Here is an 11,856-nt window from a genome sequence, read left to right as displayed (position 1 = left end):
GCCCGTCTCACCAGCCGGCGTCGACCCTCCGGGGGAGGTCGACCGTCCCGACGCGCTGCCCGGGAACGGCGACGGTGGGCACCGCGGCAGGGACGGTGACGACGTCGAACAGGGCACCCACACCACCGGGACCGACGCCGTCGCAGTCCTCGCTCACGGTGCCCCGGGTGCCGGTGTGCCCGCGCAACAGCGCGTGCACGGCGTCGGCGCTGCCGATCTGACCGAAGTCGCCGCGGTAGTGGTAGGCCAGCAGCACCCCGCCGGGGCGCAGCCGCTCCAGCAGGCGGGCCACCCCGACCCGCAGCGTCACCGGCTCCCAGTAGTAGAGGACGTCGGTGCAGACGATCAGGTCGAACGTGCCCTCGGGCATCGCGCCGGGCAGCGTGCGGGTCTCGAACGTCGCCGACGGCACCCGGGTGCGGGCGCGCGCCACGGCCGCGTCGCTGATGTCGACGCCGACGAGCTCGTCGGTCACCCCGGCCAGGCGCTCGCTGAGGTCGCCCTCGCCGCAGCCGACCTCGAGCACCCGCCCGAAGCGCCGTCCGGCCAGCGCGTCGAGGACCCGGTCGTACTTCTGCTGCTCGTAGGCGTTCCCGTCGATCCCGTAGGGGTTCGCGCTGCGGTAGAGGCGGTCGTGGCAGCCCTTGCCCCAGCCCGGCTGCCAGATCCAGGCCGTGCCCGCCCATCGCGGGTCGGCGTCGTCGCGCCCGGCCCGGGCCAGCGCCCGCACCGGGGTGGCGGCGGCCCGCACGGACCCGCTGAGCGTCCGGCGGACGGCCCGCCGGGCGAGGTCGACGGGAGAGGTACGGGGCGGGGAGCCGGCCATCGAGGTCTCCTGGAGGGATGTCGGGGGACGGTCACCGGCCGTCCTGCGTCATCCCCTCATCGAGTCGATCTCGTCGTCCCGTTACGGGTTCCGAGCGCCGATCGTCCGAATCGGTGAACCGTGGTCTACTTGATCCCGCGTGCCGCCTTCTCCTCGCCGAGGCGCAGGACCTGGACCTGGTCGCCGATCTGCAGGTAGTCGAAGTAGCCCTTGGCCTGGGCGTCCGGCACGTGGATGCAGCCCGCCGAGGAGCGGTTCGGGTCACCGCTGTGGAAGGCGATCCCGCCGTCGTTGAAGAACACCGACCACGGCATGGGCGCGGGGTCGCCGTTGGGCAGCCGCGACTCCTGGCTCTTGTGGTCGGCCTCCTTGCGGTAGACCCGCAGCGAGTGGCCGATCGGGGTCTCCTGGCCGTTGCCGCCCGAGGAGATCTTGATCGGGCCGCTCATGATCTTGCCGTCCTTGAACAGCCAGGACTGCTGGGAGTCGAGGTCGACGCAGGCCTTCGCCGTCGCGGTGCAGGGGGTCCCGGCGACCAGCGGCTCGGCGCGGTTCTTCTCCGCCGCCGGTGAGTCCGCGGCGGCCGAGCCGGCCAGCGCCACGCCGGCCGCGGCGACCAGACTGAGCACGCCCGCGACCACCCGGCGGTTGAGTCGGGTGCCTGCCTGCCGATTGCTGCTCATTGCTAGCGCTCCTCGCCGTTCGCGCGACGCCCACCGGGGAGGAGTGGGCGGTCTGCGGGTCTCGTCCGTAGGACGTCCGGACCCCGCGCGGGGTTGCGTCGTGAAAGTGATCAATATTCGGCTGCGTGACCGCTCCGTCGCGGTCCGTCACAGTTGAAGTCCGCCCTACAGTCTGCACCGGCCCGCGGCTGGACCGTACGGCGGGGGAGGCTGCGTCCGAATGCTCACGATCGTGCATCCGTCACCCGGAAGCGGGATCATCCCCACCACTGCGTGTGGCTCTCGCAAAGGTCGGGTGGGGAATGAGTGGGATCCGGGGCGTGCTCGGCGCCGTGGGGTTGCTGGTGGCGACCGTCGTGGTCGCCGGAACGGTCGGCGCGGGAGGCGGTGCGGCACCCGTCACGGCTTCGGCCGTCGCCGCCCCTCCCGCCCCACCGCAGCCCGTCCGGGCGGTGCCGGTCCCCGCCGTCGGGGCGTCGGGGGTGGACCCGTCCGGCCCGGCCTCGGTGACGGTCTACGACGGTCGGATCACCGCGCTGACCCTCACCGGCGACGACCGCCGTCGCGTCCCCGGCTCGCTCTCGCCGGACGGGCGGTCCTGGACCACGACGGCCCCGCTCGGCTATGCCCGGACCTACACCTGGTCGGGCTCGGCGACCGGCGACGACGGGCGCCCGCTGGCGCTGCGCGGCACGTTCCGCACCAGCGTCCCGGAGCAGCTGCGCGCGGCCCGGTTCAGCATCGCCGACGGCACCACGGTGGGGGTCGCGGCGCCGGTCGTGCTGCAGTTCGACGGGCCGGTGCGCGACCGCGCCGCGGTGCAGCGGGCGCTGACGATCCGGATGTCACAGCCCAACGAGGGCGCGTGGGCCTGGCTGCCCGACACCGCCGACGGGTCCCGGATCCACTTCCGGCCGAAGACGTACTGGCGCAGCGGGACCGTCGTCGACGTCCGGGCGGACCTGTTCGGCGTGGACATGGGCGGCGGGACGTTCGGCGCCGCGGACCTGACCAACCACCTCGTCGTCGGCCGCAACCAGGTCACGAAGGCCGACGCCAAGGCGCGCAGGATCGTCGTCTACCGGGACGGGAAGCCGATCATGACCGCACCGGCCAGCTTCGGGATGGGCGACGACCTGAACCTGGTCACCCGGGCCGGCACGCACGTGGTGACGAACAAGGACCCGGAGAAGTACCTGTCCAACCCGGCCTACGGCTACGCGAACATCTACGTGCGGTGGGCGGTGCGGATCAACAACAACGGTGAGTTCGTGCACTTCAACCCGCTCACCCTGGACGCGATCGGCCAGCAGAACCTCACCCACGGCTGCATCAACATCAACGAGAGGAACGCGAAGGCCTTCTACGACGCGACGCTGATCGGCGACCCGGTCGAGGTCACCGGCAGCCCGGTGACGCTGTCCGCGGCCGACGGCGACCTCTACGACTGGACGATCCCCTGGGCGAGGTGGACCGCGATGTCGGCCGCGCGGTAGGCCCGCACAGGCGGGTCACATGATCACCACACGGGGAGGCCAGGGCCGCCCGGCAACCTCACCGGTGGGCCGACGGGACCGGGAGGCCCCGGTGGCGGACCCCGGCGGCACGCCGCCCGGCGCGTCCGCCACGCAGGACGGCCCAGAGCGGCACCACGACGTCCGGGACCTGATCCCGGGTACTCAGCTCGCGTCGGCGCGGCGGCGGGCACCCGGCCCGATGGTGCTGCGGACCCGGTCGTCCGGCCCGATCCGGTGCCCGTGCTCGCACACCGTCTCCAGGTGCACCGCCCCGCCGCAGCCGTCGTGCTCGGCGACGATCGGCGGGGCGTCGGAGCGGTGCCGGTCGCCGTAGGCGAGCAGGGCCAGCAGCACCGGCCGCAGGTCCTGCCCGGCGGGGGTGAGCCGGTACTCCTTGCGGGTGCGACGCCCGGGCTCGCGGTAGTCGACCGCGTGCACCATGCCGGCCTCGACCAGCCCGGTGAGCCGTCGGGTGAGCACGTTGCGGGCGATGCCCAGGTGCGCCACCAGGTCGTCGAAGCGGCGGACGCCGTGCAGCAGGTCGCGCACGACCAGCACCGTCCACGGGTCGCCGAGCACGTCCATCGTCCGGGCGATCGAGCACGCGCTGCTGTCGAGCTCGCGCCACGGCGTCCCGGCCGGGACGCCGGAGTCCGGGGCCTCGGACCATGGCACCTCGGAACCCGGTTCGCGGACAGGCTCGGTCATGGTTACAGGCTACGCATCCGACGCCGCCGGGACCGGGTCCGCGCTGCCCGCGGCCCGTCCCACCGCGCGCCCGGTGACGGCCAGCGCCCCGGCCAGCACGGCGGTCAGCACCCCGGCGGCGACCAGCATCACCCAGCCGTCGCGCATCGCGGGCAGGTCGGTCCCGGTCCCGCCCGCGGTGCCCAGGACGAGGACGAGCAACGCGATCCCGAGCACGGCACCGACCTGCCGGGCGGTGTTGATCAGCGACGACCCCGACCCCCACTGCCGCGCGGGCAGCACGGCCCCGACCGCGCCGGACAGCGACGGCAGGATCAGCCCCACCCCGAGCCCGGTCAGGAGCTGGCCGGGCAGCATCCCGAGCAGATAGTCCGGCGACGGGCCCAGTCGCAGCGCCCACCACAGCGGCCCGAGTGCGAACGCGAGCCCGCCCGCCGCGGCGACGGCGCCGATCCCGAACCGCCCGACCAGCCACCCGCTGCCCCGCGCGACCACGACGACGACCAGCGGCCCCGCCGCCAGTGCCAGCCCGGCCCGTTGCTCGGAGTAGGACCAGGTCCCGGTCAGGAACAGCACGTTGACGAACAGCATCGCGGCGAACCCGGCGGTGAACACGAGCATCGCGAGCCCGGACAGCGCGATCGCCGGCACCCGCAGCACGTCGAGGTCCAGGGCCGGGACGGGGTGGCGTCGCGAGCGCCGCACGACCCAGGCCAGCGCGGCGACCGCGAGAACGAGCGCGCCGAGGGTCAGCGGGTCGGTCCAGCCCGCGTCCGGGGCCCGGACGAGCGCCCAGGCCAGCGCGCCGACGCCGGCGACCAGCCCGACCGCACCGGCGACGTCGGGTACCCCGATCCGGGCCCGGTCGGACTCGCGCAGCAGGAGCGCACCGGCGACCAGTGCGGCGGCCGCGACCGGCAGGTTCACCAGGAACACCCACCGCCAGGACGCGGCCACGAGCAGCCCGCCGATGGGCGGCCCGAGCGCGGCGGCGACCGCGCCGATCGAGGCCCACATGCCGACGGCCCGTCCGCGGTGCTCGGCCGGGTAGGCCGCGAGCAGCAGCGACAGCGACGTCGGGACGACCATCGCCGCGCCGATCGCCTGCACCGCGCGGGCGGCGACGAGCGTGCCCACCGACGGTGCCGCGGCGCACGCGGCCGAGGCCAGGGTGAACACGGCCAGCCCGATCAGGAACACCCGCCGGTGTCCGAACCGGTCGGCCATCCGCCCGGCCAGGGCCAGGAACGCGGCGAACACGACCGTGTAGCCGTTGAGCACCCAGGACAGCGTGCCGAGGTCGGAGCCGGGGAAGTCGGCCCGGATGTCCGGGAACGCGATGTTGACGATGAACAGGTCCAGGCTGGACAGGAACGCCGCCGAGGACACGATCACCAGCACCGCCGTCGGGTGCGGTGTCCGCCGCTCTGAGTTGCTCACAGAAACTCAAGCTACGGAAGGGTGGGGCCCGGCACAAGACCCGGACACGACGAGGGGCGGCAGCCGTGTGGCCGCCGCCCCGTCGTGGGTCCGGTCCCTAGCGGGGAGTGACCTCGCCCATCTCGACCCAGGCGTCCTTGCCGTCCTCGCTCTGGAAGTTGATCAGCGGCTTCTCCGGGACGACGGTCCCCATGAAGTCGAAGAACTTCTGTGCGTGGTCGGTCTTGACGTGCTCCCCGCCGGCCGCGTCGTCCTTGAAGACCTCCACGATGACGAACTCGTTCTGCTTCTCGAAGTTCTCGTGGTAGTCGAAGGAGATGTTGCCCGGCTCGGAGTTCACGTTCTTCTTGTACTCCGAGATCCCGGAGAGCCACTCCTCGCGCTTGTCCGGACGGATCTGGGCCTTGAGCACGATGAGGATCACGGGTACCTCCGCAATGAGTCGGTTCCTCCGGTCACGACGGACCGCAGAGAGAAGGATGTCGCCGCGCAGTCTTCCACGCGGCGACAGCCGGCGGGCGTCTCAATCTCCGACGCCCACGGGGATCAGCCGAAGGTCGCGGTGTCGATCACGAAGCGGTACCGGACGTCGGAGTCGACGACGCGGTCGTAGGCCTCGTTGACCTGGTCGACGGAGATCGTCTCGATCTCGGCGCCGATCTCGTGCTTCGCGCAGAAGTCGAGCATCTCCTGGGTCTCGCGGATGCCGCCGATCTTGGAGCCGGCCAGCGTCTTGCGTCCCATGATCAGCGAGAACGCCATGTACTCGCTCGGGGTGGCCGGGGCGCCGACGTTGACCATCGCGCCGTTGACGCGCAGCAGGCCGAGGTAGGAGTCGACCGGCAGCGACGCGGAGACGGTGTTGACGATCAGGTCGAAGGTGCCGGCCAGCTCGTCGAAGGTCGTGGAGTCCGAGGTGGCGTAGTAGTGGTCGGCGCCGAACTTCTCGCCGTCCTCCTGCTTGGACAGGGTCTGGCTGAGCACGGTGACCTCGGCGCCCATCGCGTGCGCGATCTTGACGCCCATGTGCCCGAGGCCGCCCATGCCGACGATCGCGACCTTCTTGCCGGGGCCGGCGTTCCAGTGGTTCAGCGGCGAGTAGGTGGTGATGCCGGCGCACAGCAGCGGGGCGGCGGCGTCGAGACCGATGCCCTCGGGGATGCCGAGCACGTAGTTCTCGTCGACGACGACCGAGCTGGAGTACCCGCCGTAGGTCACGTCGCCCTGGTAGTCCTTCATGCCGTAGGTCTGGATCTCACCCTTGAGGCAGAACTGCTCCTCGCCGGCCCTGCAGTTCTCGCACTCGCGGCACGAGTCGACGAAGCATCCGACGCCGACCCGGTCGCCGACCTTGTAGCGGGTCACGTCGTCGCCGACCTGTGACACGACTCCGGCGATCTCGTGGCCGGGAACCATCGGGAAGATGCCGCCTCCCCACTCGTCGCGGGCCATGTGGATGTCGGAGTGGCAGATGCCCGCGAACCTGATGTCGATGACGACGTCGTTCGGACGGGGGTCGCGGCGCTCGATCGTGCTGCGCTCGAACGGCTTCTCGGCGCCTTCAGTGATCATGACGTTCGTCGTTGGCATAGCTCATGGCTACCCGGCGATGTGTCGGGCCACTCGCGGGAGCGGCACAGCTCACGGTGGGGAATACGGCTGCACCTACGCTGGAGGAATGCGTCCCGGACTGCCCGAGTGGACCGTGCTGGCGGTGACCACCGAGCGTCCGGTGCACGGTTTCGCCGTCGCGGCACTGACCGCGGCCGAGGGCGAGATCGGGCGGGTCTGGCAGATCCCGCGGCCGATCGTCTACCGGGCGATCGGTCGTCTCGAGGAGTCCGCGCTGATCACCGCGGAGGCCGTCGAGGCCGCCGGCGGGCCGCCCCGCACGCTCTACACGGCCACGGCGCAGGGCCGCGAGTCCGTCCGCGGGTGGCTGGAGGAGCCCGTCCCGCACGTCCGTGACATGCGCTCGGAGCTCCTGCTCAAGCTCGCCATCCACCACCGGCAGGGCAGCGACCCCGGGCCGCTGGTCGAGCGCCAGCGCGCGGCGCTCGGCCCGATCGTCACCGCGCTGGAGGCCGAGCTGGTCGGAGCGTCGGCGTTCGACCGGGTCCTCGTCGCGTGGCGGCACGCCTCGGCGCGGGCCGCCGTCGACTTCCTCGACGAGCTGTAGGCCGGCGGACCCGGGTCAGCCCTCCAGCAGCGGCGCGAGGTCCGGGTAGTTCGTGATCTCCCACCCGCCGTCGACGACGAGGCTGGTGCCGTTGACGTAGCTCGCGTCGTCACTGGCCAGGTAGAGGCACGGGCCCGCGATCTCGGACGGGTCCGCGGCCCGGCGCGCCGGGATCCGGGCGAGGTAGTCGGCGTTGACGCTCTCGACGCCGAGCAGCGGCGCCGTCAACGGGGTGGCGACGAGCCCGGGCAGGACGGCGTTCACCCGGATCCCGTGCGGGGCCAGCTCGAGTGCGGCGCTCTTGGCGAAGTTCTCGCTCGCCGCCTTGGCCGCGGCGTAGGAGCTGCCGCCGTAGAGCGGGACGTGGGCGTTGAGCGAGGACACGATCACCACGGCCCCGCCGTGGCCGGCCGCGCGCATCGCCCGCGCGGCGTGGCGGACGGTGAGGAACGTGCCGCGCAGCACGAGGTCGACGGTGAACGTCCAGTCGTCCTCGGCGATGTCGGTGATCGTGCCGAACCGCGCCGCGCCGGCCACCGCGAACGCCGAGTCGATCCGGCCGAACCGGCGCACGGTCTCGGCGACCGCGGCCTCGACGGCGGCGCTGTCGGTGACGTCGCAGGCCACCGTCGCGACGTCCGGGTCGGCGGCGGCCGCGCGGGCCAGGCCGTCGGCGTCGATGTCGGCGAGGACCACGTGGGCACCCTCGCCGCGCAGGCGGCTGCCGATCGCCGCACCGATGCCCGATGCGCCGCCCGTCACCAGGGCGACATGTCCGTCGAAGCGCGTCATCGCGTTCCTTCCGTCGTCGATGATCGGACAGTAGGGGTACGACGGGGCCGATGGGGGTACCTGGATCCATGACCTGGTTCCCCCGACTGCTCGGCGCCGCCACGGCCGCCTACAGCGTCGCGATCATCGCCAAGCCCGAACTCTTCGCCCGCCCGACCGGGCTGATCGGCGACCACGAGACCGCCGACGACTCGCAGAAGGTGCTCACCCGTGCGATCGGCGGACGCGACCTCGCGTCCGGGATCGCGATGGCGTTCGCCCCGGCCGGGTGGCCGCTCAAGACCGCCATCGGGGTGCGGGTCGGTGCGGACATCGCCGACCTCGTGGTCCTCGGCACCGGTCTGCCGGACCAGAACAGCCGGGAGAAGGCGACGATGGTCGCCGCCGGCTGGGGCGCGCTGTGCGCGCTGTCGGTGCTGGCGGCGGACGCGCCCGGAAAGGGACGCAAACGCCGCAAGATCCGGACATGACATGTAAGAGTTGACATGTTGCCGCCGTCACTCCAGACTCGACCCGGTCGGGACGGATCGAGCGGGGTGGCGGCGATGACCGAGCAGCAGAGGACGGCGGAACAGAGGATCGGCGACGCCGAGCGGGAGCGGACGGCCGCTCTGCTCGGCGAGCACGTCGGGGCCGGCCGGCTGGAGCTGGCCGAGTTCGAGGAGCGCGTGCGGTCGGCCTACGCGGCCCGCACCCGCGGTGATCTCGACGCCGTCGTCGCCGACCTGCCGGGCGTGCGCAGCCGGACGGCCCCGGGCCGCCCGCGTCGCTCGCCGGACCCGCATCGCGGGCTTCGGGTCGCGATGGCCGTGATGTGGGCGAACTGGCTGGCGACCACCGTGGTCTGCCTGCTGATCTGGGGCATGATCGCGCTGGCCCAGGGCACGCCGGGCTACTTCTGGCCGGTCTGGGTGTTCGGCCCGTGGGGCGCGATGCTGCTGATCGGCACCGTCACCGGCGCCGGGGTGTGCGGGTCCCGCACCGCCGTACGCGGGACCTGAGAGCTCAGCTCGCGATCGGTTCGGCCGGGGTGTCGACGCCGAGCCGGGTGCATAGCTCGGCCCACGTCCCGGCGGCCCGGTCCTTGGCGCTCGTCGTCCCGACCGGCAGCGGCCAGCGGATGCCGAGCGCCCGGTCGTCGAACCGGACCGAGACGTCCTCGCTCGGGTCGTGCGGGGTGTCGATCCGGTAGCACGTGTCGACCGTCGGGCTGAGCGCCTGGAAGCCGTGCAGGCAGCCCGCCGGGATGTAGAGGTGACGGCGCTCGACGTCGTCGAGCAGGAACGTCGCCACCCGGCCGAACGTCGGCGAGCCGGGCCGCGCGTCGACGACGACGTCGTGCATCGCTCCGTGGGCACAGCGGACCAGCTTGGACTCGCCCTTCCCGGTCCGGCCGTGCATGCCGCGGATGACGCCCTGCATCGAGCGGGACTGGGAGTCCTGGATGAACCGGCCCGGGTCCACGCCGGCCGCGGCCGCCACCGCCGAGTCGAACGTGACGGTGCGGAACCCGTGCCCGTCGACGTGCGGGACCGGGACGAACTGCAGCACGCCGTCGATGACGCTGCGATGGACCTCCACCGGGACCTCCTGTTCGTGCTCCGACCGTTGGCCGATGCAACCATGCCGTCGCTGAGGACTCGCTGAGGGAGATCAACTCGTTTCGCCCTCCCGGACGCGGTACCCCTCCTGTCGCCGATCAGTCATGCTCGGGGGATGGCGACGAGCACCGGCGGCAACCCGTACCTGGACCGCGCGTACGCGTTGAGCAGCACCGACGACGCGCGCGCCCTCTACGACGAGTGGGCCGCCACGTTCGACGCGGACATCACCGACGAAACGCAGGGCTACGTCGCCCCGGGCAACGCCGCGGACGCCGTCGTCCGCGTCGCCGGCACCGGCGCGGTGATCCTCGACGCCGGGTGCGGCACCGGGCTGGCCGGCGTCGAGCTGGCCCGCCGCGGCGCCACGACGGTCGACGGGCTCGACCTCTCGCCCGGCATGCTGGAGCGCGCCCGGGCGACCGGCGCCTACCGCGACCTGGACACCGCCGACCTGACCGTGCCGCTCGCGGCCGCCGACGACTCCTACGACGTCGTGGTGTGTGTGGGCACGCTGACCCACGGGCACGTCGGCCCGTCCGTGCTGGCCGAGTTCGTCCGGGTCGTGCGCTCCGGCGGGCACGTCGTGGCGACCGTGCTCGACGACATCTGGGAGGCCGACGGCTTCCGTGCCGAGGTCGACCGGCTGGCCGCGGGGGAGCTCGTGGAGATGGTCTCGGCCGACGTGCAGCCCTACCGGGCCGGTCAGTCCGTGGACTGCCGGATGCTGATCCTGCAGGTGCGCTGAGCCGCCCCGCTCATCCCGCGTCCGCCCGGCCGGGGGCGCGGCCCGTCTCCGCGGCGCCGAGGGTCCGGTAGCCGGCGTGCACGCCGCGTCGGGGGCTGATCTGGTTCGTGGTGGTCAGCATCGTGCCGCCGCTGCCGCCCGGTGACCGCCGTGCAACCGTCCCGGCACGTCAGGGGTTCGGACCGGCATGAGTACCGCACAGATCCTGCACGACACCCCGTTCGGCACGCTGGCGCTGACGGCGTCGGCCGGCGGCCTCACGCGGGTGCGCTTCGGAGCCGCCGACGTCGAGTCCACATCGGAGCCGCGGGCCCGCGCCGTGCTCGACCTGGCCCGCCGGGAGCTCGACGCCTATGCGGACGGGACGCTGCGACGGTTCACGGTGCCGGTGGACCTGGGCCGGGTCGGCGGCGAGCACCGCACGATCCTGGAGACACTGACCGACGAGATCGGGCACGGGGCCACGACGACCTACGGCGCGCTCGCGGTGCGGCTGGGCCTGACGTCCGACGGCCCGCGCCGGGTCGGGGCGGCGATGGCCCGCAACCCCGTGCTGGTGGTGGTGCCCTGCCACCGCGTCGTCGGCGCGGACGGGCGGCTGGTCGGCTACGCCGGTGGGACGGAGGCCAAGCGCGCCCTGCTCGACCTCGAGTCCCGCGACCGCGCCGGACAGCTGACGCTGGGGGTCTGAGCGACGGCGGGAGCCCGGCGTCGTCAGCCCGGCGTCGTCAGCCCGGCGTCGTCAGCCCGGGGAGGTCTGCGTGGCCTTCTCAAGCTGGTCGATCGCCCACGATGCCCACTCCTGCTGCATCCGGAAGTAGCGCAGCCCGAACTCGGCGGCGAGCTGGCCGAACTCCAGCACCGCCTCCGGCGAGTCGTCGCTGCGGATCTCGGCGAGGACCTTCTCCACGTGGGCGCCCTCGGAGCGGAAGCGTTCCAGCATCGCCTTCGCGTCGTCCGGGGGCAGTGCGGTCAGCAGGAACATCCGCAGCACCGACTCGTTGCGCACACTCGGCGCGCCCGGCGGGGAGAGCAGCCAGCGGTGCAGCTCGGCGCGGCCGTCGTCGGTCAGCCCGTAGGTGCGCCGGTTGCGGGCACCGCTGCCGACGACGGTGACCAGGCCCTCGTCGGCGAGCTTGTTCAGCTCCGGGTAGATCTGGCTGTGCCGGGCGTGCCAGGCGAACCGCTGCAGGCTGGCCTCGAAGACCTGGGTCAGCTCGTAGCCGCTGGCCGGTTTCTCGGCGAGCAGGCCGAGCAGCGCGTGTCGCAGAGACATCGGACGGACCTCCCGTGACCGACCGTACTCGACCTGTCCGGAACGACATGTGCGGGTTCGTGGTGGTGGAGCCGGCCGCATCGATG

At 72.8% G+C, this 11,856-nt stretch carries 15 protein-coding genes; 6 read left to right on the top strand and 9 right to left on the bottom strand.

The genetic code is table 11. From position 1 onward, the window contains the following. Positions 1-7 precede the first annotated feature (7 nt). Together EV383_RS29275 and EV383_RS29270 are read right to left on the bottom strand one after the other, a co-directional pair. Positions 8-826, bottom strand: a complete 819-nt coding sequence (locus tag EV383_RS29275; protein ID WP_130293197.1) for a class I SAM-dependent DNA methyltransferase — start codon at positions 824-826, stop codon at positions 8-10. A gap of 125 nt (positions 827-951) precedes the next feature. Beyond that, entirely contained in the window at positions 952-1,509 is a 558-nt protein-coding gene (locus EV383_RS29270; protein ID WP_130293195.1) for a L,D-transpeptidase, read from the bottom strand. Between the two features lie 302 nt (positions 1,510-1,811). Here EV383_RS29270 and EV383_RS29265 point away from each other — a divergent pair, with 302 nt between their 5' ends. After that, the gene (locus tag EV383_RS29265; RefSeq protein ID WP_130293193.1) at positions 1,812-3,005 is read left to right on the top strand and encodes a L,D-transpeptidase; all 1,194 of its coding nucleotides are present in this window, start codon (positions 1,812-1,814) and stop codon (positions 3,003-3,005) included. A gap of 183 nt (positions 3,006-3,188) precedes the next feature. Here the strand turns inward: EV383_RS29265 and EV383_RS29260 are convergent, their stop codons facing one another. The 4 genes from EV383_RS29260 to EV383_RS29245 all read right to left on the bottom strand — a co-directional run bounded on the left by EV383_RS29260 (position 3,189) and on the right by EV383_RS29245 (position 6,746). Next, a complete protein-coding gene (locus tag EV383_RS29260; RefSeq protein ID WP_130293191.1) occupies positions 3,189-3,734 on the bottom strand; it encodes a winged helix-turn-helix transcriptional regulator in 546 nt (181 codons plus the stop codon). A gap of 9 nt (positions 3,735-3,743) precedes the next feature. Then, positions 3,744-5,174, bottom strand: coding sequence for an MFS transporter (locus EV383_RS29255; protein ID WP_130293189.1), 1,431 nt, complete (start codon positions 5,172-5,174; stop codon positions 3,744-3,746). 97 nt (positions 5,175-5,271) lie between these two features. Then, positions 5,272-5,598 carry a putative quinol monooxygenase gene (locus EV383_RS29250; protein ID WP_130293187.1) on the bottom strand — a complete coding sequence of 109 codons (327 nt, stop codon included), beginning with the start codon at positions 5,596-5,598 and terminating at the stop codon, positions 5,272-5,274. A gap of 122 nt (positions 5,599-5,720) precedes the next feature. After that, positions 5,721-6,746, bottom strand: a complete 1,026-nt coding sequence (locus EV383_RS29245; protein ID WP_278044857.1) for an NAD(P)-dependent alcohol dehydrogenase — start codon at positions 6,744-6,746, stop codon at positions 5,721-5,723. A 106-nt stretch (positions 6,747-6,852) separates the two neighbouring features. Here EV383_RS29245 and EV383_RS29240 point away from each other — a divergent pair, with 106 nt between their 5' ends. After that, a complete protein-coding gene (locus tag EV383_RS29240; RefSeq protein ID WP_130293182.1) occupies positions 6,853-7,353 on the top strand; it encodes a PadR family transcriptional regulator in 501 nt (166 codons plus the stop codon). A 15-nt stretch (positions 7,354-7,368) separates the two neighbouring features. Here the strand turns inward: EV383_RS29240 and EV383_RS29235 are convergent, their stop codons facing one another. After that, a complete protein-coding gene (locus EV383_RS29235; RefSeq protein ID WP_130293180.1) occupies positions 7,369-8,145 on the bottom strand; it encodes an SDR family NAD(P)-dependent oxidoreductase in 777 nt (258 codons plus the stop codon). Positions 8,146-8,213: 68 nt separating this feature from the next. Between EV383_RS29235 and EV383_RS29230 the strand changes: the two genes are divergently transcribed. Both EV383_RS29230 and EV383_RS29225 read left to right on the top strand, forming a co-directional pair. Beyond that, positions 8,214-8,615, top strand: a complete 402-nt coding sequence (locus EV383_RS29230; RefSeq protein ID WP_130293178.1) for a hypothetical protein — start codon at positions 8,214-8,216, stop codon at positions 8,613-8,615. Between the two features lie 75 nt (positions 8,616-8,690). Then, entirely contained in the window at positions 8,691-9,146 is a 456-nt protein-coding gene (locus EV383_RS29225) for a DUF1707 SHOCT-like domain-containing protein (protein WP_165438544.1), read from the top strand. 4 nt (positions 9,147-9,150) lie between these two features. Here the strand turns inward: EV383_RS29225 and EV383_RS29220 are convergent, their stop codons facing one another. Continuing rightward, on the bottom strand, positions 9,151-9,726 hold the full coding sequence (locus EV383_RS29220) for a dTDP-4-dehydrorhamnose 3,5-epimerase family protein (RefSeq protein ID WP_130293174.1): 576 nt from the start codon (positions 9,724-9,726) through the stop codon (positions 9,151-9,153). 135 nt (positions 9,727-9,861) lie between these two features. On the opposite strand from EV383_RS29220, the gene EV383_RS29215 reads away from it, so the two are divergent. Next, entirely contained in the window at positions 9,862-10,494 is a 633-nt protein-coding gene (locus EV383_RS29215) for a class I SAM-dependent DNA methyltransferase (protein ID WP_130293172.1), read from the top strand. 187 nt (positions 10,495-10,681) lie between these two features. Continuing rightward, positions 10,682-11,185, top strand: a complete 504-nt coding sequence (locus EV383_RS29210; RefSeq protein ID WP_130293170.1) for a methylated-DNA--[protein]-cysteine S-methyltransferase — start codon at positions 10,682-10,684, stop codon at positions 11,183-11,185. Positions 11,186-11,236: 51 nt separating this feature from the next. On the opposite strand, the gene EV383_RS29205 is transcribed toward EV383_RS29210, so the two are convergent. After that, the gene (locus EV383_RS29205) at positions 11,237-11,770 is read right to left on the bottom strand and encodes a PadR family transcriptional regulator (protein WP_130293168.1); all 534 of its coding nucleotides are present in this window, start codon (positions 11,768-11,770) and stop codon (positions 11,237-11,239) included. Positions 11,771-11,856: the final 86 nt, after the last annotated feature.

The sequence above is a fragment of the Pseudonocardia sediminis genome (assembly GCF_004217185.1).
Taxonomy (GTDB): domain Bacteria; phylum Actinomycetota; class Actinomycetes; order Mycobacteriales; family Pseudonocardiaceae; genus Pseudonocardia; species Pseudonocardia sediminis.
The sequence above is the reverse complement of the archived record's forward strand: the minus strand, read 5'-3'. Positions and strand labels throughout refer to the sequence as shown.